Origin of the sequence: Rhodobacter maris (assembly GCF_900217815.1) — a bacterium.
GTDB classification, from domain to species: domain Bacteria; phylum Pseudomonadota; class Alphaproteobacteria; order Rhodobacterales; family Rhodobacteraceae; genus Rhodobacter; species Rhodobacter maris.
In genome coordinates, this window is record NZ_OBMT01000006.1 from 47199 (window position 1) to 67247 (window position 20049).

Below are 20049 nucleotides of genomic sequence, written 5' to 3' on the forward strand. Positions count from 1 at the left end.
CGCGGCGCTTTTCAGTCCTGTTGAAGGGCTCAGGAGGCTGCGCGCAACGGCGCATCTGCACCGCCGATCTGGAACACCGCACCCTGCGTGGCGAGTTCTCCTGCCTGTGAGTTGAGCACCGAGACCGCGGCCGAGCTTTCCTCGAACATGGCGGCGTTTTGCTGCGTTAGCTGGTCGAGCTGATGCACCGCCGAATTGATCTCGGCAAGGCCGGTGGATTGTTCCACCGCCGAGCCCGCAATCGCTTGCACCAGACCGTCGACCTCGGTCACGAGCGCGTCGATTTCGCTCAGGGCCTGACCGGATTCGTTGACCAGATCGACACCCTGACGCACTTGCCGGCCCGAGGTCTCGATCAACTCCGCAATCTCGCGTGCGGCCTCCGAAGACCTTTGCGCGAGCGCGCGCACTTCCGAGGCGACCACGGCAAAGCCACGCCCGGTCTCGCCCGCCCGCGCCGCCTCGACGCCGGCGTTGAGCGCCAGAAGGTTGGTCTGGAAGGCGATATCGTCGATCACCGAAGTGATGCGCGAGACCTGTTCGGAGCTTTGGGCAATGTCGCCCATCGCCGAGATCGTCTGTTCCACCACGCGTCGCCCCTCGGTAGAACGGTGCCGCGCCTTGGTCACTGCGGCCGCGGCCGTGCGTGCACCGCTCGAAGAACTTTCGACCGAGGAGGAGAGTTCGTTGAGCGCCGCGGCGGTTTCTTCAAGCGAGGCGGCCTGCGTTTCGGTGCGCCGCCCCAGTTCCGCGGAGGCGCCCGAGAGGTTGGAGGTTTCGATCCGGATCGCCTCTGCGCTTTCGATGATTGCGCCGACGAGTTCTTCCATCCGCTCGAGCGCGGCATTGTAATTGGCGCGCAGATGCTCGAATTCGGCCGGCATCGGCCGCGTCAGCCGGTGATCGAGCCGGCCCGCCCGCAGCGCCGAGATGCCGCCCTCAAGATCCAGGATCGCCGCCTTGCGCGCGCTCACATCGGTGGCGAATTTCACCACTTTGTAAGGCCGCCCCTCCTCGTCGAGGATCGGGTTGTAGCTCGCCTGGATCCAGACTTCCTTGCCGCCTTTGCCGATGCGGCAGAATTCGGCCACCTGCGGCTTGCCCGCGCGCAGATCATCCCAGAATTTTGCATAGGCCGGGGTGTCGCGTTCGGTCGGCGGCATGAAGATCGCATGTTTCTTGCCGCGGATCTCCTCGATCCGGTAGCCCATCACATCGAGGAAATTGTCATTCGCGCAAAGAATTGTGCCTTGCGTGTCGAATTCGATCACGGCCTGCGAGCGGGAAAGCGCGTTGACCTGCCCGGCCCGGTCGAGCGCGGTGAGGCGTTCTTCGGTGACGTCCTGAGCGAATTTCACCACGCCCGAGATCTTGCCGTCGATGCCGAAGATCGGGTTGTAGATCGCGCGCAAAAAGACTTCCCGCCCGCCCTTGGCAACGCGGTGGAAGGCGCCCGAGGCGGGCTCGCCAGAGCGCAGCTTGGTCCAGAAGGCGGCGTAATCGGGGCGCTCGGCCTCGCCCGGCGCCATGAAAATCCGGTGATGCTGGCCCACCACTTCCGCGCGGGTGTAGCCCATCACGGTCAGGAAGGTCTCGTTGGCATCGACCACCCGGCCTTCGAGATCGAATTCGATCACCGCCTGCGAGCGGTTGAGCGTGGCGACGAGCGCTTCGGTATGTTTTTGCTGGCGTGTCTTCTCGGTGATGTCGGCGGCGAAATTGACCACCTCATGCACTTTGCCGGCGGCATCGCGCATCGGCACATAAGTCGATTCAAGCCAGACAAGTTCGCCCGAGGCATTGCGCCGGGTCACCGCCAGATGCTGGATCTCGCCGGTGCGCAGCGCCTCCCAGAACGGCCCGGTGCCGAGCTTGGCCGCCTCTTCGGGAAGCATCAGCTTTCCGAGCATCTCGCCGTCGAGCTTGCCCGGCGCATAGCCCAGAAGCGCACAATAGGCGTCATTGGCAGAAATGATCCGGCCGGTGAGATCGAAGCGCACCACCGAAAGGGCGGTTTCTGCTGCACGGCCAAGCGCCGCATGCATGGCGACGTGCGGAGCGGGAGCGGAACGGCGAAACAACATAATATCTCCAACATGGGGATTTGCCGCCACTCTAGGCGCGCCATGTTTATGCGACGTTAATTCGAGATGTTATGACTCTGGTTTCACCGCACGCTGTCAGCTCTTCTGCCAGCTCTGCATCACCTTGATGTAATTCGCCCGCTCATAGCCATCGCCATCCGCGATCGCGCCATGGCCGAGCTGACCGCGGATCGCGCCCGGACCCGCCAGCCCGCGCACCGCGAGCCAGTCCTCAAGCCCGCGCCGCAACACGCCCATATGCGCAGGCCCGTGGCGCAAGAGTGCGGAAGTGGTCATCACCACATCGGCGCCCGCGAGCAGATAGCGCACCACATCCTCGGAGGTTTCCACCCCGGTCGTGGCAGCGATCGAACCCGCAATCCGCCCCGAGAGAACCCCGATCCACAAAAGCGGCAGCCGCATCTCGTAGCGGCGCGAGAGTTCGAGCGAGGGCGTCACGGTGAGCCCCACAGGGTCGATATCGGGCTGGTAAAAGCGGTTGAAGAGCACCACCCCATCGGCCCCCGCGGCCACGATCCGCCGCGCCATATGTGCGGGGGCGGAGAAATAGGGGCCGATCTTCACCGCAAGCGGGATCTCCACCGTGTCGCGCACGGCCCGCACCACATCGAGCGTGCGCCGCTCGACATCGGAGCCCGAGACCTCCGGGTCGGTGGGCAGGAAATAGACATTGAGCTCGATGGCCGCCGCGCCCGCCTCGGCCAGATCATGCGCGAGATCGGTCCAGCCGCTGTCGGTGGTGCCGTTGATCGAGGCAATCACCGGAATGGGGAGCGTGGCTGCGGCCTTCTCCACCAGCGCCAGATGGTTCGAGCTTTCAAACGCAAAGGCCGCCTGCGTCGGGAAGTAGCTCAAGGCCTCGCCAAAGCTCTCGGAGCCGTGCTCGACAAGCTGGTCGAGGATGCGTTGCTCGTGCCAGATCTGCTCCTCGAAGACCGAGGGCAGCACCACCGCCCCGGCGCCCTGATCGGCGAGTTCCTTCAGCACGTCGAGCTTGGCGTTGAGCGGGCTCGCCGAGGCGACAAGCGGGCTTTGCAGTTCCAGCCCCAGATAGCGGGTTCTCAGTTCCATCGTCGTTCCTTCAGAGCTTGCCCGCCGCGCCCAGCACCTGCGCCGGACCGGGGCCGCCATCCATTGCGGCGAAATCTTCGTAAGTGCGATATTTCTCGCGGATCGCCTGTTGTGCCTCGTCCAATAGCGCGCTTGCCTCCTCGGGCCGGCTCGCGGCAAGGGCCGAGTAGCGCAGCTCGTTATAAGCATAGTCCTTGAATGGCAGAACGGGGCGGGGGCTGTCGAGCCTGAAAGGCGCGGTGCCGGTGCCGCGCAATTGCGGATCGTAGCGCAAAAGCGGCCAATAGCCGGAGGCCACGGCGCGGTCTTGCTGGCCGAGCCCCTGCCGGATGTCGAAGCCATGCGCGATGCAATGGCTGTAGGCGAGGATGAGCGAGGGCCCGTCATAGGCCTCGGCCTCGCGGAAGGCCTGCAGCGTTTGCTGCGGGTTCGCGCCCATCGCCACCTGCGCCACATAGACGTTGCCGTAAGCCACCGCCTGCAGCGCCAGATCCTTGCGCGCCGTGCGCTTGCCCGCGGCGGCAAACTTGGCAATCGCGCCCAAGGGCGTGGCCTTGGAGGCCTGCCCGCCGGTGTTGGAATAGACCTCCGTGTCCATCACGAGCACGTTCACATTGCGCCCGGAGGCGAGCACATGATCAAGCCCGCCATAGCCGATGTCATAGGCCCAGCCATCGCCGCCCACGATCCAGATCGAGCGGCGCACCAGATGATCGACAACGCTCAGAAGATGCTGCGCCCTTGGCGCTTCGCGATGCGCGAGCAGCCGGGTTTTCAGCGTCGCCACTCGCTCGCGCTGTGCGCGGATCTCGCTTTCGCGGATCTGCGGCGCGGCAAGGATCGCGGCAACGAGATCCTCGCCCAGGTCCGGCGCCATCTCTTGTGCCAGGCTGCGCGCAAAGTCGAGATGCTTGTCGGCGGCAAGCCGGAAGCCAAGCCCGAACTCGGCATTGTCCTCGAAAAGCGAGTTCGCCCAGGCCGGGCCGCGGCCCTCGCGGTTTTTCGTCCAGGGCGTGACGGGGAGGTTGCCCGAATAGATCGAGGAGCAGCCCGTGGCATTGGCCACCATCAGCCGGTCGCCAAAAAGCTGGGACAGAAGCTTGACATAGGGTGTCTCGCCGCAACCCGCGCAGGCGCCCGAGAATTCAAAGAGCGGCTCAAGGAACTGCACCCCGCGCACATTGGCAAAATCCACCCGCGCGCGGTCATTCACCGGCAGATGCTCAAAGAAGGTGATCGCCTCGCGCGCGGCGGCGACAAGCGGCGCCTTCTCGGTGAGGTTGATCGCCTTCACTCCCGGTTCGGTCGGGCTTTTTGAGGGGCAGGCCTCGATGCAAAGCCCGCAGCCGGTGCAATCCTCGACATGGAACTGCAGCGAGAACCGCGCGCCGGGGTAGCCGCGCGCATTGACGGGGGCGGATTTGAACCCTTCGGGCGCGCCTTCCAGCAGGTCTTCGTCAAAGTATTTCGCGCGGATCACGCTGTGCGGGCAGACGAAGGAGCATTGCCCGCATTGGATGCACAGATCCTCGCGCCAGACCGGCACCTCATCCGCGACATTGCGTTTTTCCCAGGCGGCGGTGCCGGTGGGGAAGGTGCCATCGGCGGGCAGGAGGCTTACCGGGATCTCGTCGCCGCGGTCCTCCATCATCAGCGCGGTGACCTTGCGCACGAACTCGGGCGCAGTCGCGGGAACCGCCGGGGCGCGGTCCTCGGTGGCGCTTACCGCCTTGGGCACCGTCACCTCATGGAGCCGCTCCAGCGCGCCATCGACGGCAGCCCAGTTCTGCTCGATCACCCGCTTGCCCTTGCGGCCATAGGTTTTCTTGATCGAGGCCTTGATCTGGGCAATCGCCGCCTCGCGCGGCAGCACCCCCGACAGGGCAAAAAAACAGGTCTGCAGGATCGTGTTGGTGCGCCGCCCGAGCCCGACCTCGCGCGCGGCGCGGTTCGCGTCGATCACATAGAACTTCAGCCCCTTCTCGAGGATTGCCGCCTGTGCCGAGCGCGGCAGCCGGTCCCAGACCTTGTCGGGCCCGAAGGGGGCGTTGAGCAGGAAGGTGGCGCCGGGGGCGGCAACCTTCAGCACGTCGATCTTTTGCATGAAGTGGAACTGGTGACAGGCCACGAAATTCGCCGCATGGATCAGATAGGGCGCCTTGATCGGCCGCGGCCCGAAGCGCAGATGCGAGACCGTCTGCGCGCCCGATTTGTGACTGTCATAGACAAAATAGCCCTGCGCGAACCGCCCGGCCTCCTCGGCGAGGATCTTCACCGAGTTCTTGTTCGCCCCCACCGTGCCATCGGCGCCAAGGCCATAAAAGACCGCGCGCACGGTCTCTTCGGGTTCGGTGACAAAGCCCGCATCGACGGGGAGCGAGGTGAAGCTCACATCATCGGTGATGCCGACGGTGAAGCCCTGTTTCGGCGCGGCCTTCGCCAACTCGTCATAAACCGCCTTGACCTGCGCGGGGTCAAAATCCTTCGACGAAAGCCCATAGCGTCCGCCCACCACGCGCGGCATGGCGGGCCGGAGGCCGGTTGCGGTGGCTTCGGCAAGGTTGGTGACCACATCAAGAAAGAGCGGCTCGCCGGGCGCGCCCGGCTCCTTGCAGCGGTCGAGGACGGCAAGCTTGGTGCAAGCAGCAGGGAGCGCGGCGAGGAAGGCCTCTGCCGGGAAGGGGCGGTAAAGCCGCACGACAATCGCGCCGAGTTTTGCGCCCTTGGCGTTCAGCGCCGTGAGCGTTTCCTCCACCACCTCGGCGCCCGAGCCCATGATCACGATCACCCGCTCGGCCTCCGGGTCGCCCAGATAATCGCACAGCCCATAGCGCCGCCCGGTGAGCGCGGCAAAGCGCTCCATCTCTGCCGTCACGATGCCGGGCACGGCGGCATGCCAGGGGTTTGCCCCCTCCCGGCTTTGAAAGAACACATCGGGGTTTTGGGCCGTGCCGCGCACCACCGGGTTCTCGGGCGAGAGCGCGCGGGCACGGTGGGCGCGCACGAGATCGTCGTCGATCATCGCGCGGATCTGCGCATCGGGAATGAGGGTGAGCGTGTTCACCTCATGGCTGGTTCGGAACCCGTCAAAAAAATGCACAAAGGGCACGCGGGCGCGCAAGGTGGCCGCCTGCGCGATCAGCGCCATGTCATGCGCCTCCTGCACCGAGGCGGAGGCGAGCATGGCAAAGCCGGTGGGCCGCACCGCCATCACATCGGAATGATCGCCAAAGATCGAGAGCGCATGGGTAGCAAGCGCGCGGGCGGCAACATGAAACACCGTGGGCGTGAGTTCCCCCGCGATCTTGAACATGTTGGGGATCATCAGCATGAGCCCTTGCGAGGCGGTGAAAGTGGTGGTCATCGCGCCCGCCTGTAGCGCGCCATGCACCGCCCCCGCGGCCCCCCCTTCCGATTGCATCTCCTGCACCACCGGCACATTGCCCCAGATGTTGGGGATCTCGCGCGCCGCCCATTCGTCGGCGAGTTCGGCCATGGTGGAGGAGGGGGTGATCGGATAGATGCCGCAGACCTCGTTCACGCGGTAAGCGACATGGGCCACAGCGGTGTTGCCATCCATCACCGCGCGCGCCACCTCCGTTTCCTTCGAGGCGTCCTTTTGCACAGCCGTGTCACGCATGGGGGGCCTCCTCGGGGATCATGTCGAGCGCGCCGCAGGGGCATTGCTCGGAGCAGCTTGCACAGCCGGTGCACTTGGTCAGGTCGATGGAATAGCCGCGGCCGGGGCCGTGTTTCACAATGGCTTCCTCGGGGCAGGCGGCGTAACAATTGTCGCATTCGTAACATTGCCCGCAGGAGTAACAGCGCGCCGCCTCATAGCGGGCCTCCTTTGTGGTGAGGCCCTTGATGATCTCCTGAAAGCCGCCCATCCGTGCGGCCTCGGCAAGGCGCGCCTGGGCGCTCGGCTCGGCATCGGAATAGACCGGCAGATGCAGCGTGGCAAAATCTGCCACTGGCGGCGCCGTGCGCTCGGAATAGTGCTCGCCCCGGAGCCAGGCGTCGATGTAGCGCGCGGCGCGCTTGCCGTGCCCGGTCGAGATCGTCACCGATTGCTGCGCGGGCACCATGTCGCCGCCGGCAAACACCCCCTCCGCGCCGGTCATCATCTCGCCCGAAACGATCAGCGCGCCATCGGGGGTGAAGTCGAGCCCCGGCACCGTGTGCAAAAAGCCGCTGTCGCTTTGCTGGCCGAGCGCCAGCACCACTGCATCCGCCGAAAGCGTCTCGATCTCGCCGGTGGGTTGCGGGCGGCCCTCTGCGTCGATCTCCATCCGTTCCACCTGCAGATCGGAGCCGGAGATTTCCTTGATCGTGGTGAGCCAGCGGATCTTCACGCCCTCTTCAATCGCCTCGTCGGCTTCAAAACTATGCGCGGGCATATGCGCGCGGTCGCGCCGGTAGACGATGATCGTCTCCGTTGCGCCAAGGCGCTTGGCGGTGCGCGCGGCATCCATCGCGGTGTTGCCGCCGCCATAAACCACCACCCGGCGCCCCAGCATCGGCGGCGCCTCGGCGGAGGTGTCATGCAAAAGGCTCACCGCATCAAAGACCTTGGCCGCATCCCGCGCCGGGATCTCGACGCGCTTGCCAAGCCCCGCGCCAATGGCAAGAAAGACGGCGTCAAAGCCGCCCTGTTCCTTCTCGGCCATCAGATCCGTGACCTTGTGGTTGAGCGTGATCCGCACGCCAAGATTGGCGATCCGCGCGATGTCGGCGGCCAATTCGGCCCGCGGCATCCGGTAGGCGGGAATGCCAAAATGCATCATCCCGCCCGCCACCGGCCCGGCCTCGCGGATCTCGACCTTATGGCCAAGGCGGGCGAGGTGATAGGCGGCGGAAAGCCCGGCAGGCCCCGCGCCCACCACGAGCACGCGCTTGTCGGTCTCCGAGCGCAGCTTGTGGAACTCCCAGCCCTCGCGCGTTGCCATATCGCCCAAAAACCGCTCGACCGCGTGGATCGAGACGGGGCTGTCCACCGCGCCGCGGTTACAGCCCGCCTCGCAGGGGTGGTAGCACACACGGCCATGCACGGCGGGCATCGGATTGTCTTCGGTGAGCTTTTCCCAGGCCGCGCGGTAGCGGCCCTGCATGGCGAGCGCGAGCCAGGCGCGGATGTTCTCGCCCGCGGGGCAGGCCGCGGTGCAGGGCGCGGTGAGCGTCACATAGCCGGGGTGCTGGCTGCGCACGGGCCCCGTGCCACGATTCCCCTGCGGGCTGACCGAGGGGGTGAAATCCGGTACGCGTGTGCTCATGCTCGTCCTCCGCTGGCGCTGCTGGCAGGCGGTGCCAGATTAGCGAGAGGGCGCGGGGGCTTGCATGACATAGATCAGCCGGGGCGGTGTGACGGGGCGCACAAAATTGCGATCCGCCAACGCAAAGGGGGCGAAGCTTGCGCCGCGCCCCCTTGCGAGACTGTGCCGAAGGCTCAGGCGCCCGCGGGCACCGGATGCGACCAGTCCGACCCGGAGGGCCCGGCAAAGAAGCCATCGGCAAAGCGTCCGCCGGGGGCTTCCGGCAAAAGCTGCGCCACCAGGGCCTCGGCGGTGATGTTCCCCGCGATCCGGTCGGCATAGCCCGCGCACAGGCCAACGAAATCGCCGGTCTGGGGCGAGAGGCGGAGGCTGTCGACCCCCGCATCCTTCAGCGCTTCGGTGTGATAGGCGGCGCAACCGGTCGCGGCGGAAAGGGTCTGCACCCCGTTCACCGACAGGAAGGCCTGCCCGTCGAGCGTGTCCACCTCGCGGCCGTCGAGATCCTCGCCGCAGATGAACTGGCAATTGTCCTTCGCCCGGTCATGCAGCCGCGCATGATAGCAGCGCGCCGAGATCGCGAGCGGCAAGCGGCCATGGCCCCAGACCTCAACCTTGACGCCCGCGTCCTTGCCCGCTTTCGCGAGCGTCGCAATCGAGGCGAGCGGCAGTTCGGGCGGCAGGCAGATCCGCGTGGCGCCGCGCCGGGCCAGATAGCCGAGCGTGCCCTCGTTATAGACGTTCACCAGCGGGCCGACCCAGAAGGGGGTGTTTTCCGGCAGGTGCTTGAGCGCGGAAATGTCGTTGATCTCGACCGGCAGGCCGAGGTCAAAGAGATCATGCGTCTTGTTGCGCTCGCGCCCGAGTGTCACGAGCCCGAGCGTGGAGAGCGCAACCTCCTTGCCCGCGGCGCGCAGCCCGGCGACGATATTGGGGATCTCCGCTTCCCAGAACGGCATCCGCTTCGAGCAGACCACCTCGCCCACCGCCACACGCGCAACGGGCGCCGCTTCGAGCGCCTTGTAGAAGGCGCGTAGGTCTTCGGCTTTCCAGAAGAACAGGTTCGGGCCAACCGTCAGTTCCATCGTCATCTCCAGGTTTTCGCATAGGCCCCGGCAGTGGCGGACTGGCCTTCAGTGAGCCGCGCGAGTTCCGCCAGCGGCAGGTCACGCCCTTCGGCGAGCGCATCGGTGGCAGCGCGGAAGGCGCGCACGACTTCCGCCACATAGGCGCGCGAACGTTGCCGCCCCTCGATTTTCAGCGCCGTCACGCCCGCTTTTGCGAGCGCCGGAATGAGGTGGCGCGCATCGAGCGACACCGGGTCTTCGAACACATGGCCGGTCTGGCTGCCCGAGGTGAAGCAGCCCTTGCACAGCGTCGGATAGGGCGCCGGGCGGTCTTTCGGCGTGCGGTGGATGGTGAAGCCGCCAAGCTTTGCCGCAAGATCCGGGCCTTCCTCGGCGTAAACCACATGGGAGGCGGGCGAGCACACGCCGTTCATGTTGGGCGAGAGGCCGGTTGCGTAAGAGGAGAGCGCGCAGCGCCCCTCGGCCATCACGCAAAGCCCGCCAAACACAAACGCCTCGGTCTCGACATCGATCTCCTTGTTGATCGCGGCGATCTCCTGCACGGTCAGCACCCGCGGCAGGACCACCCGTTTCACGTCAAAGGTCTCGGCGTAGAAGTTGATCGCATCCGGGTTCGCGGCTGCGGCCTGCACGCTCAGGTGCCGGCGCAGCTTCGGGTGATGCGTCGCGGCATAGTCCAAAAGCCCGATATCGGCGAGGATCACCGCATCGGCGCCCGCGGCCTCGGCATCGGCAAGGCGCTGATGCCAGAGCTTTTCGCCGCCCGCGCGCGGGAAGGTGTTGAGCGCGACGAGCACTTTCGCGCCGCGCTTGTGCGCGCCCGCAACGGCAGGCACCAGTTCCTCGGGCGAGAAGTTCAGCCCCGGAAAGTTCCGCGCATTGGTCTCATCGGCAAAGCCGCAATAGACGGCATGCGCGCCCGCTTCGACCGCGGCGCGCAGCGCCGCAGGGGTGCCCGCGGGGCAAACGAGTTCCATCATGTCCAGCCTCCAGCCAGCGTATCGACGCGGTGCAGCACCATGCCGGAGCCTTTTTCGGCAAGGTTCACGGCGGGCTGCACGAAGGGTTTGAGCGGACCGGCAAGCTCGGCCAGTTCCGCCGCAAGGTCAAGCTCGGCATCGTCGATCGCATTGCGCAGCGCGACAACGGCAGAGGTGTCGCCCTCGACGATCAGGTCGCGCGAGAAAAATAGCGCGTCTCCGTCATAGGCGCCATGCATCATGCCAAGGAACCCGGCAATCGGCCCGGCAATGCGCGCCTCGGCCTCGGGCGCGCGGCGGTGCGCGGTCAGCTTCACCTTGCCGCCGCGCAGATCGAGCAGCAGAAGGAACGGCAGGTCGGTCGCCTCAAGCAGGAAGCGCGCCTCGCGATACTGGCCAAGGCGCTGGAACAGGCCCGGATGGCGTTTGGCAATGCGGCGCGCCAGAAGGGTCAGCGTCACCGACAGCGGCGCAAGCGGCAAGGGCCGCATCGCCCGGCCCATCAGCTTGGGCAGGCGGGGAATCTGATCATGGTCGGACATGGCGCTCCTTTCGTCAGGGATTTCTCCCCCCTTCTAGATGGGCTCCTTTAACGCCGGTCACAATGCGGCAACTTGATCAATGTCAAACCCTGGTCGATACGGGGATGCTAACGCCAACAAGACTTAGGAGGAATGATGCGCAGCCTGCCCGTGTTTTCCGATCTGCGGTCCTTCCTCGACTGGGCGAAGGGTCGCAGTGATTACAAAACCATCGCCGAGCCTGTGGCGGTGGAGCTGCAAATGTCTGCGGTGCACCGCGCCGTTTTGGAGCGGGGCGGCCCGATCCTGCGGTTTGACAAGCCCGTGCTGCCCTCGGGCGCGCAAGCGCCGATCCCGGTTGTCACGAATCTCTTCGGCACCACCGAGCGGGTGGCGGCGGGGCTCGGGCTCGCGCTCGATCAGGTGCCCGCGCTCGGTGAATTTCTGGCCTCGCTGAAAGCGCCCGCCCCGGTCGAGGGGATGCGCGATGCGTTTTCGCGCCTGCCGATGCTGAAGGCGGCGCTCTCCACCCGCGTGACCACCTCGAAAAAAGGGCCGGTGCAGGAGGTGGTGCTGGAACCCGGCAAGGGGCTGAACCTTGAGGATCTTCCGGTGCAGCAGCTTTGGCCCGGCGATGGCGGGCGGCTCTTCACCTGGCCGGTGGTGGTGACGCGGCCCTATGGCTCGGACATGGATGCCGTGATGGGCTACAACCTCGGCATTTACCGCGCGCAGCTTCATGGGCCCGAGAGCATCATCATGCGCTGGCTCGCCCATCGCGGCGGTGCGCAGCATCACCGCACCTGGCTTGCCGCCGGAAAACCGATGCCCGTCGCCATGGTGCTCGGCGCCGATCCGGCAACGCTTCTCTCCGCCGCGCTGCCCTTGCCTGAAAACGTCTCCGAACTCACCTTCTCGGGCGTGCTGCGGGGCCAGCGCTCGCATCTCGTGCCCGCCAAGACCGTGCCCCTGATGGTGCCCGCCGATGCCGAAATGGTGATCGAGGGCTGGATCCACGCCAATGACACCGCGCCCGAGGGCCCGTTTGGCGATCACACCGGCTATTACAACGCGGTCGAGCCCTTCCCGGTGATGCGGGTCTCGGCGCTCACGCACCGCAAAGACCCGATCTATCTGTCCACCTATACGGGCCGCCCGCCCGATGAGCCCGCGATCATCGGCGAGGTGTTCAACGATCTGGCGCTGCCGGTCATTCGCCAGCAGATCCCGGAGGTGAAAGACCTCTGGCTGCCGCCCGCCGCCTGCTCCTACCGGATCGCCGTGGTGCAGATCAAGAAAAGCTACCCCGGTCAGGCGCGCCGCGTGATGATGGCGCTCTGGGGGATGCTGGCGCAGTTCAGCTATACCAAGATGGTGATCGTGGTCGATGACGACATCGACCCGAGGAACTGGGACGACATTGCCTGGGCGCTCGCCACGCGCATGGACCCGGGCCGCGATCTGGTGGTGCTTGACCGCACGCCGATGGATTACCTCGATTTCGCCTCGCCCCTTGAGGGGCTCGCGGGCAAGCTCGGGATTGATGCCACAACGAAGATCGGCACCGAGACCACGCGCGAATGGGGTACGGTGATGGGGATGCGCCCGGAGGATGAAGCCTTTGCGGAGGCCGTGCTGAAACGCCAGTTCCCCGGAGGGCTGAAATGAGCGCGCGGGTGATCCTGGGCGTTTCGGGCGCCTCGGGCGCGGTGCTGGCTTTGGCGGTGGCCGAGGCGCTCACCGCGCTCAAGGTCGAGATCGACCTTGTGATGTCCTCTGCCGCCAAGCTCACATTCGCCACCGAGGCCGACGAGGGCGCTCTTGAGAGGCTGCAGGGCATGGCGACGCGCAGCCACGCCATTGGCAATGTGGGGGCCGCCATCGCCTCGGGCTCCGCGCCTTCGGCGGGGATGATCGTCGCGCCCTGTTCGATGCGCTCGCTCGCCGCGATTGCGAACGGGCTCGACGATAACTTGCTTGTCCGCGCCGCCTCGGTGCAGCTGAAGGAACGGCGCCCGCTTGTGCTTTTGGCGCGCGAGGCGCCGCTCACGCTTGCACATCTGCGCAACATGACCGCGGTGACGGAAATGGGCGGCATCATCCTGCCGCCGGTGCCCGCCTTCTACCTCAAGCCGCAGGGGGTGGCCGAGATCGCGCGCCAGATCGGCGCGCGCGCGGTGGACCTGTTGCGGCTCGGGCCGCCGCAGGCTCAATCGTGGTCGCAGGAGCCCTGAAGGCCCCGGATCTGGTGCAGGCCGCAGCTTTGCATGCCGCCCTGGCCCTCGCCATGGCCGCCACAGCCGCAGTCTCCCTCGCCCTTGCCATGCCCGTGGCCATGGCCGAGCGGGCGCCCGCCGGGCTCGCCCGGTTGCTTTTTGGGGCCGAGGAGGGCGGGGGCAAGGCCCACCGCGAGCGCAGCGTAAGCGATGGCAAAGAAGATCGCTGAGGCCATCAGCACCACTTCCTTCTCGCCCGAGACGCGCAGAACCAGCGCGAGGATCAGCGCCGCCCCGGCAAGCTTGAGCGCGCCGGTCGCGTGACCGGGGCGCCCGGCGCGGCCAAGGCTCGTTTTCATCATCACCGCCATCGAAAGGCCCGCGACAGCGCCGATCGCCAGAAGATGCGTGGCACCGGGGAAGATCTGCATCGCCGTCACCGCCGAGAGGCCCATCGCGTAAAGCCCGAGCCCGAGGCACATGAAGCCGAGGTGGAAGCCCGTCAGCAGCGCGCTGTTCTTGAACGCCCAGCCCGAGCGCCAGAACATGATGCGAAAGAGGTTGGTGGCGCCCGCCAGCACCAGAACGGCGCCAAAGGCGCGCACCGGCAGGAACGCCGCGGGCACGCACAGCGCGGTGAAGATCGGGCCCCAGCGATCGAGGCTTTCCATCGGCCGCGGCAGCGCCGTCTCGCCCGCATGGACCATCGCATTGCGGGTCAGCGCGGCGGTGAGCTGGCCGCCAAAGGCCGCGTTCATCGTGGCGCAGGCCATCAGCCCCGCCATCGCCCCGGTCGAGGCGATGCCCGGCCAGACCCCCATCCAATCCAGGTGCATGACGAAGTTGGAGAGGAAATGCAGAAGGAAAATAGACACATAGCCGAGCGTTTTCAGCTTGGTGTCATAGTTTTCCTGCGTCAGCTTGCTGGCAAAGAGCGGCATCGCCACCCGCGCCATCACCACAAGGTCAAAGCCAAGGTCGATCAACGCCACGAGCGGCGCGGGCAGCGTGGCCGACATCGCCATGGCGATGCGCCCGGCGATCCAGAGCAGGGTCAGCGCCGGAAAGAAGATCCAGCCCAGCCCCTTCGGTGCATTGGCCAGAAAGATCCCCGCCATCACCGCGCCGCCATAGCCGAAGATCAGCTCATGGGCGTGCCAGTCCATGCCGATGGCGCGGGTGGGCAACAGCGGGCTGCCGATTCCGGCGCCGATCCAGTGCCCCCAGAGCGCGATTGCGATCACCGTGAAAACCGCGGCGGCAAGGTAAAGCGGGCGGTGGCCTTCACGCAGCAGGCGGGGGGCGGCGGGGAACATGGGCGGCTCCATCGGAGAGGGCAGGTCGCTCCTTCGTGCCCCCATCCGCGGCCCTTGGCAAGAGCGTGGCGCGGCGGCAGATCGCAGCACCTGCAAGCGTGATCAGGGCAACAGGGCACGCGCCTGGGCAAGGCTTTCGGCGCCAAGCCGGGCGAGCACGGCAGCAACGTCGCGCAGGGGCCCGTCGAGCGGGGTGGAGCGGCGCCAGACCATGCCGATGCGCCGCCCCGGCGCGGGGGCGCGAAGCCGCACCCGGTCGACCTGTGCGGAGCGCGTCTCCACCGGCAGCGCGATCTCGGGCAGAAGCGTGACGCCGATGCCCGCGCCGACCATCTGCACGAGGGTGGAGAGCGAGGAGCCTTCCATCACCGTGCGCGCGCCCGCCGGGCCGAGCTTGCAAAAGGTGAGCGCCTGATCGCGAAAGCAATGCCCCTCTTCAAGGAGCAAGAGCCGCATCTCAGGGAGCGTTTCGGCAGAGGGGACGGGCAGGCCTGCCTCGGCGGCGGGGCGCACCAGCACGAAGGCCTCGTCAAAAAGCGGCATCTCGGTGAGCGCCGGTTCGGAGACCGGGAGCGCCACCACCGCCGCATCGAGCCGAGCCTCGATCAGATCGGTGACGAGTTTGCCCGTCACCGCCTCGCGCGGAAAGAGCTCAAGCCCCGGAAAAGCGTCAGAAAGCGCCCCCACCATCGCGGGGAGCAGATAGGGGGCAACGGTCGGGATCACGCCAAGCCGCAAGGGGCCGGAAAGCGGGCCGCGGGCGGCGCGGGAAAGCTGGTCGAGCGCATCGACCGCGCGCAGGATCTCGCGCACGCGCGGCGCAAAGGCGGCGCCGAGCGCGGTGAGGTGGATCTGGCGCGCGGAGCGTTCGACAAGGGCGCCGCCGATCGCCGCCTCCATCTCGCGGATCTGCACCGAAAGCGCGGGCTGGGAGATGGCGCAATCCGCCGAGGCACGGCCGAAATGGCCCGCGCGCACGAGCGCATCAAAATAACGAAGCTGTTTCAAGGTGATGTTGATCATAAGATATTCCTATTGAAGCCTTCGGATAATGCAATTGGAATTTATCAAAATTGGCCTCTAGCTTTGCTGCAACCGCCGGGTGATCCGGTTGGAAACATGCTAAACTCACATCAGAGGAGGATCGACAATGGACGGAAACGATATCAAGGGCGCGGGCAAATGCCCGGTGATGCATGGCGGGGCAACGGCACTCGGCGCGGATACGATGCGCTGGTGGCCCAATGCGCTCAATCTCGACATTCTGCATCAGCACGATGAAAAGGTGAACCCACTCAAGGGGTTCAGCTACCGCGAGGCGGTGCAGGAACTCGATTTCGAGGCGCTGCGCGCAGATCTTCATGCGCTGATGACGGACAGCCAGCCGTGGTGGCCGGCGGATTGGGGCCATTATGGCGGGCTGTTCATCCGCATGGCCTGGCATGCGGCGGGCAGCTATCGCTCGGCCGACGGGCGCGGCGGCGGCAATACCGGCAACCAGCGCTTTGCGCCGCTCAATTCCTGGCCCGACAACGTCAGCCTCGACAAGGCGCGCCGTCTGCTGTGGCCGATCAAGAAGAAATACGGCAACAAGATCTCCTGGGCGGATCTCATTCTTTATGCGGGCACGGTGGCTTACGAGTCGATGGGGCTGAAACCCTATGGGTTCGGCTTTGGGCGCGAGGATATCTGGGCACCGGAGAAAGACGTCTATTGGGGTGCGGAGACCGAATGGCTGGCCCCGTCGGATGGTCGTTACGGCGATGTCGAGAAGCCCGACACGATGGAAAACCCGCTCGCCGCCGTGCAGATGGGGCTGATCTACGTCAACCCCGAAGGCGTGAACGGCAAGCCCGATCCGGCGAAAACCGCGCTTCATGTGCGCGAAACCTTTGCCCGGATGGGGATGGATGACGAGGAGACGGTGGCGCTTACCGCGGGCGGCCATACCGTGGGCAAAACGCACGGCAATGGCGACGCCAGTCAACTCGGCGCCGACCCGGAAGCGGCGGATGTGACCGCGCAGGGCCTTGGCTGGGCGAACCCGACCATGGGGGGCAAGGCGGCCAATGCCATCACCTCGGGCCTCGAGGGGGCATGGACCACCCATCCGACGCAATGGGACATGGGCTTTTTCGAGATGCTCTTTGGCCATGACTGGGAGCTGCGCAAATCGCCCGCCGGGGCCTGGCAGTGGGAGCCGGTGACGATTGCTGAGGAAGACAAGCCCCTCGATGCCTCCGACCCGACGCAGCGCCACAACCCGATGATGACGGACGCCGACATGGCGATGAAGGTGGACCCGATCTACAACGCGATCTGCCAGAAGTTCATGGCCGACCCCGCCGCCTTCAATGACGCTTTCGCCCGCGCCTGGTTCAAGCTTTTGCACCGCGACATGGGGCCGAAGGCGCGCTACCTCGGGCCCTGGGTGCCGCAGGAGGATCTGCTCTGGCAAGATCCGGTGCCCGCGGGCGCCACGGGCTACGATGTGGCGGGGCTGAAGGCGGCGATTGCGGCCTCGGGGCTCACGACCGCCGAGATGGTGGCGACGGCCTGGGACAGCGCGCGCACCTTCCGGCACTCTGACCTGCGGGGCGGGGCGAATGGCGCGCGGATCCGGCTTGCGCCGCAAAAGGACTGGGAGGGCAACGAGCCCGACCGTCTTGCCAAGGTGCTGGCGGTGCTCGAACCGCTCGCGGCGCGGTTCGGCGCCTCGGTCGCCGATACGATCGTGCTGGCCGGATGTGTGGGCGTCGAGATGGCGGCGCAGGCAGCGGGCGTGCCCTGTGCGGTGCCCTTCACGCCGGGGCGCGGCGATGCCAGCCCCGAGATGACCGATGAAGCGGGCTTTGACGTGCTTGAGCCGATTCACGATGGCTTCCGCAACTGGCTCAAGAAGGACTATGCGGTGGCGCCCGAGGAGCTGCTTTTGGACCGCGCCCAGTTGATGGGGCTGACCGCCCCGGAAATGGTGGTTCTGCTCGGCGGTCTGCGCGTGATCGGCGCCAATGCGGGCGGCGCGCCCGAGGGGGTGTTTACCGACCGGCTGGGGGCGCTGAGCACCGATTTCTTCGTCAACCTGACCGATATGGGCAACACCTGGGCGAAAGGGGCGGGCGGCTATGAAGTGCGCGACCGCGCCACGGGGGCGCTGAAATGGCCCGCCAGCCGGGTGGATCTCGTGGTCGGCTCGAATGCGATCCTGCGCGCCTATGCCGAGCTTTATGCGCAAGACGATGCGGCGGAAAAGTTCGTGTGCGATTTCGTCTCCGCCTGGGTCAAGGTGATGGAGGCGGATCGGTTCGATCTGCGCGCCTGAGGGCCGTGCGAGGGGGGCCTTGCTAGGGGAGGGGCCTTGCGAGGGGGAGGTCGGGGGGCTTGCCGCCCCCCGAGCCCCCCGCCCGGCGGGGCCGGCGGGCCCCTCCGGACCTCCGCGCGGGCGGCGCCTTTGATCAGGCGGTGAGCGCTTGCGCCGAGGCGCGGGCGCTTTCAAAGCTGCGGATCGCGCCCTTGCGGGCATCGCCCAGGATCACCGCGCCCTCGATCCGGGTCGAGCGGCTCTCGGCATCGGTGGGGCACCAGCCGGAGGCATCGGTGAGGCCCGCCGCCTGCGCGAGGCGCCCGGCCTCCTGCGGCGCGATGAAGTTCACGACATCGGCGGTGATCCGGCCCGCGGCGGTTTCGATCCGGCCACGGCGGCTGTCGACGGCCAGCACCTTTGCGCCCTGATCCGCGCCAATCCAGTGCACATTCCGGTTCAGCCCCTGCAGCCCTGCGGCCATGGCGAAGGCGCCTGCCAGCGCGGAATCGCCGCTTTCATCGAGCACGGTCAGGCGCGCGCCTTCGGTTTGCGCCACTTTGCGCGCGAGCGTGAGCGCGCGGCTCAGCGCCACCTGCGGCGCGCTGATCTCGGCGGGAAGGCGCAGCACCACATGGCCGCGGGCGGGGAGCGCCGCGAGCTGGGCCTCAAGCCGGCGCGCCTCGCGCTCCGAGCCCCAGGCGGCGGGCCAGTCATGCCGCGCCACCGCATCGAGCCCGGCGATGTCTTCGGCGCGCGGTGCGGTGCCGGGCGCGAGAATGAGCCGGTCAAAGGCGAGGCTGCGGCCCGAGAAAAGGGCTGCACGCCCGGCGCGCCAATCGACCCCCGTCACCTCGTCGATCTTGACGGAAACCCCCGCGGCGGAGAGCGCGGCGAGGCTCAGCCCCGCGGCGGGGCGCTCGAACGCGGTCGCGGCGGTGTCGCGGCCAAGGCGGGTGGGGTCACGCTCCAGCAGCACCACGGAGGCGCCGGGGGTTTGACGCGCAAGCGTGGCGGCGGCGAGCGCGCCGGCGGGGCCCGCGCCGATCACGAGGGCGCGTTCGCTCCGGCCGAGGCGGAGGCTGGCGCCGGTTGCCACCAATGCGGCACCGGAGAGAAGGCCGAGGGTCAGGCTGCGGCGGCTCAGGCGGGTCATCACATGTCTCCTTTGACGCGAGGCGTTGGGGGCTTGTTCAGCGTTTCTTTTCAAGAAGTTCGGCTTCGGGATGGATCGGGCGGTAGATCTCCACCCGGTCGCCTTCCTTCAGTTCCCGTTCGGGTTTGCAGATCTGGCCAAAAACACCGATCTTCATCTCCTCGAGATTGATCTCGGGGAATTGGTCGAGCAGACCGGAGCGGTCGATCGCATCTTGCGCCGTGGCGCCCTCGGGCACATCGACATGTTTCCAGACCTGCACGGTCGGTTTGGCATAGGCGACACCGACGATCATTCGTCATCCTCCACTTGCGGCACCGGGCCGAGCGCCCCTGCGGCGGTGAACACGCGCGGCGCGCGCATCTCCTTGATTTCCTCGTCGATGCTCTTGCCGCGCGCTTCGATGATCGACTTGAGCGCCAGAAGCACGCCGACGATGATGAAGCCTCCGGGCGGCAGGATCAGGATCAGGAAGCCCGGGAAGTTGGAAAAGACCGTGGTTTCCATGAAGGCGAAATGCGCGCCGAGCAGCACTGAGGCATTGGCAAAGAGCGTGCCCGATCCGAAGATCTCGCGAAGCGCGCCGACGACGACGAGGGCGAGGGTGAAGCCGAGCCCCATCGTCAGCCCGTCCCAAAGGGAGGGCAGGATGCCGTTTCTGGAGGCAAAGGCCTCGGCGCGGCCGAGGATGGCGCAGTTGGTCACAATGAGCGGGATGAAGAGGCCGAGCACCTTGTGCAGGTCATGCACATAGGCGTTGAGCGCCATGTCGACCACGGTGACGATGCAGGCGATGATCAGCACGAAGGCGGGAATGCGGATCTCGGGGGCGATCACCTTGCGCAGCGCCGAGATCATCGCGTTCGAGACGATCAGCACCGCGGTGGTGGCGAGCCCCATGCCGAGCCCGTTCGTGGCCGTGCCGGTGATGGCAAGCGCGGGGCAGAGCGCCAGCATCTGACCAAAGACAATGTTCTTGTCCCAAAACCCGTCGCGGGCGATTTTGGCATATTGGTTCGACATCG

The 20049-nt window shown here is 66.6% G+C and carries 14 protein-coding genes and 1 pseudogene; 3 read left to right on the forward strand and 12 right to left on the reverse strand.

Annotated elements, in window-relative coordinates; translation table 11 throughout:
• Positions 1-29: 29 nt before the first annotated feature.
• From CRO22_RS10075 to ubiT, 7 genes and pseudogenes are all read right to left on the reverse strand, one after another.
• Positions 30-2084, reverse strand: coding sequence for a methyl-accepting chemotaxis protein (locus CRO22_RS10075; protein WP_097070022.1), 2055 nt, complete (start codon positions 2082-2084; stop codon positions 30-32).
• Positions 2085-2180: 96 nt separating this feature from the next.
• On the reverse strand, positions 2181-3176 hold the full coding sequence (locus CRO22_RS10080) for a dihydroorotate dehydrogenase-like protein (RefSeq protein WP_097070023.1): 996 nt from the start codon (positions 3174-3176) through the stop codon (positions 2181-2183).
• A 10-nt stretch (positions 3177-3186) separates the two neighbouring features.
• Positions 3187-6816, reverse strand: coding sequence for a pyruvate:ferredoxin (flavodoxin) oxidoreductase (nifJ, locus tag CRO22_RS10085; protein ID WP_217991889.1), 3630 nt, complete (start codon positions 6814-6816; stop codon positions 3187-3189).
• Positions 6809-8452, reverse strand: a pseudogene (locus CRO22_RS10090) (NAD(P)-binding protein); the annotation flags it as partial. The pseudogene CRO22_RS10090 and the gene nifJ, both read right to left, overlap by 8 nt.
• Positions 8453-8622: 170 nt before the next feature.
• Positions 8623-9531 carry a ubiquinone anaerobic biosynthesis protein UbiV gene (ubiV, locus tag CRO22_RS10095; protein WP_097070134.1) on the reverse strand — a complete coding sequence of 303 codons (909 nt, stop codon included), beginning with the start codon at positions 9529-9531 and terminating at the stop codon, positions 8623-8625.
• 2 nt (positions 9532-9533) lie between these two features.
• Positions 9534-10511, reverse strand: a complete 978-nt coding sequence (gene ubiU / locus CRO22_RS10100; RefSeq protein ID WP_097070025.1) for a ubiquinone anaerobic biosynthesis protein UbiU — start codon at positions 10509-10511, stop codon at positions 9534-9536.
• Positions 10511-11056, reverse strand: a complete 546-nt coding sequence (gene ubiT / locus CRO22_RS10105; protein WP_097070026.1) for a ubiquinone anaerobic biosynthesis accessory factor UbiT — start codon at positions 11054-11056, stop codon at positions 10511-10513. The genes ubiU and ubiT overlap by 1 nt, the downstream gene beginning before the upstream one ends.
• A 135-nt stretch (positions 11057-11191) precedes the next feature.
• Between ubiT and CRO22_RS10110 the strand changes: the two genes are divergently transcribed.
• Together CRO22_RS10110 and CRO22_RS10115 are read left to right on the forward strand one after the other, a co-directional pair.
• Positions 11192-12703, forward strand: a complete 1512-nt coding sequence (locus tag CRO22_RS10110; RefSeq protein ID WP_097070135.1) for a UbiD family decarboxylase — start codon at positions 11192-11194, stop codon at positions 12701-12703.
• Complete coding sequence (locus CRO22_RS10115; protein WP_097070027.1) at positions 12700-13269, forward strand: UbiX family flavin prenyltransferase; 570 nt, start codon at positions 12700-12702, stop codon at positions 13267-13269. The genes CRO22_RS10110 and CRO22_RS10115 overlap by 4 nt, the downstream gene beginning before the upstream one ends.
• Here the strand turns inward: CRO22_RS10115 and CRO22_RS10120 are convergent.
• Both CRO22_RS10120 and CRO22_RS10125 read right to left on the reverse strand, forming a co-directional pair.
• Positions 13245-14567, reverse strand: coding sequence for an NnrS family protein (locus CRO22_RS10120; protein ID WP_176518610.1), 1323 nt, complete (start codon positions 14565-14567; stop codon positions 13245-13247). The genes CRO22_RS10115 and CRO22_RS10120 overlap by 25 nt on opposite strands.
• A 102-nt stretch (positions 14568-14669) precedes the next feature.
• Entirely contained in the window at positions 14670-15590 is a 921-nt protein-coding gene (locus CRO22_RS10125) for a hydrogen peroxide-inducible genes activator (RefSeq protein WP_097070029.1), read from the reverse strand.
• Positions 15591-15717: 127 nt separating this feature from the next.
• On the opposite strand from CRO22_RS10125, the gene katG reads away from it, so the two are divergent.
• The gene (katG, locus tag CRO22_RS10130) at positions 15718-17889 is read left to right on the forward strand and encodes a catalase/peroxidase HPI (RefSeq protein WP_097070030.1); all 2172 of its coding nucleotides are present in this window, start codon (positions 15718-15720) and stop codon (positions 17887-17889) included.
• A gap of 133 nt (positions 17890-18022) precedes the next feature.
• Here katG and CRO22_RS10135 read toward each other — a convergent pair whose 3' ends face one another.
• From CRO22_RS10135 to CRO22_RS10145, 3 genes are read right to left on the reverse strand one after another with little or no spacing between them, the layout of a single operon-like run.
• Positions 18023-19024 carry an FAD-dependent oxidoreductase gene (locus tag CRO22_RS10135; RefSeq protein WP_245860939.1) on the reverse strand — a complete coding sequence of 334 codons (1002 nt, stop codon included), beginning with the start codon at positions 19022-19024 and terminating at the stop codon, positions 18023-18025.
• 37 nt (positions 19025-19061) lie between these two features.
• Positions 19062-19319 carry an RnfH family protein gene (locus tag CRO22_RS10140; protein WP_097070032.1) on the reverse strand — a complete coding sequence of 86 codons (258 nt, stop codon included), beginning with the start codon at positions 19317-19319 and terminating at the stop codon, positions 19062-19064.
• Entirely contained in the window at positions 19316-20047 is a 732-nt protein-coding gene (locus tag CRO22_RS10145) for an electron transport complex subunit E (protein ID WP_097070033.1), read from the reverse strand. Before CRO22_RS10145 ends, CRO22_RS10140 begins: the two co-directional genes overlap by 4 nt.
• Positions 20048-20049: the final 2 nt, after the last annotated feature.

Bases quoted from the DNA above. Each gene is read 5' to 3' on its own strand.
- CRO22_RS10075 (WP_097070022.1), bottom strand. From the start codon at position 2,084: ATGTTGTTTCGCCGTTCCGCTCCCGCTCCGCACGTCGCCATGCATGCG.
- CRO22_RS10080 (WP_097070023.1), bottom strand. From the start codon at position 3,176: ATGGAACTGAGAACCCGCTATCTGGGGCTGGAACTGCAAAGCCCGCTT.
- nifJ (WP_217991889.1), bottom strand. From the start codon at position 6,816: ATGCGTGACACGGCTGTGCAAAAGGACGCCTCGAAGGAAACGGAGGTG.
- ubiV (WP_097070134.1), bottom strand. From the start codon at position 9,531: ATGGAACTGACGGTTGGCCCGAACCTGTTCTTCTGGAAAGCCGAAGAC.
- ubiU (WP_097070025.1), bottom strand. From the start codon at position 10,511: ATGGAACTCGTTTGCCCCGCGGGCACCCCTGCGGCGCTGCGCGCCGCG.
- ubiT (WP_097070026.1), bottom strand. From the start codon at position 11,056: ATGTCCGACCATGATCAGATTCCCCGCCTGCCCAAGCTGATGGGCCGG.
- CRO22_RS10110 (WP_097070135.1), top strand. From the start codon at position 11,192: ATGCGCAGCCTGCCCGTGTTTTCCGATCTGCGGTCCTTCCTCGACTGG.
- CRO22_RS10115 (WP_097070027.1), top strand. From the start codon at position 12,700: ATGAGCGCGCGGGTGATCCTGGGCGTTTCGGGCGCCTCGGGCGCGGTG.
- CRO22_RS10120 (WP_176518610.1), bottom strand. From the start codon at position 14,567: ATGTTCCCCGCCGCCCCCCGCCTGCTGCGTGAAGGCCACCGCCCGCTT.
- CRO22_RS10125 (WP_097070029.1), bottom strand. From the start codon at position 15,590: ATGATCAACATCACCTTGAAACAGCTTCGTTATTTTGATGCGCTCGTG.
- katG (WP_097070030.1), top strand. From the start codon at position 15,718: ATGGACGGAAACGATATCAAGGGCGCGGGCAAATGCCCGGTGATGCAT.
- CRO22_RS10135 (WP_245860939.1), bottom strand. From the start codon at position 19,024: ATGACCCGCCTGAGCCGCCGCAGCCTGACCCTCGGCCTTCTCTCCGGT.
- CRO22_RS10140 (WP_097070032.1), bottom strand. From the start codon at position 19,319: ATGATCGTCGGTGTCGCCTATGCCAAACCGACCGTGCAGGTCTGGAAA.
- CRO22_RS10145 (WP_097070033.1), bottom strand. From the start codon at position 20,047: ATGTCGAACCAATATGCCAAAATCGCCCGCGACGGGTTTTGGGACAAG.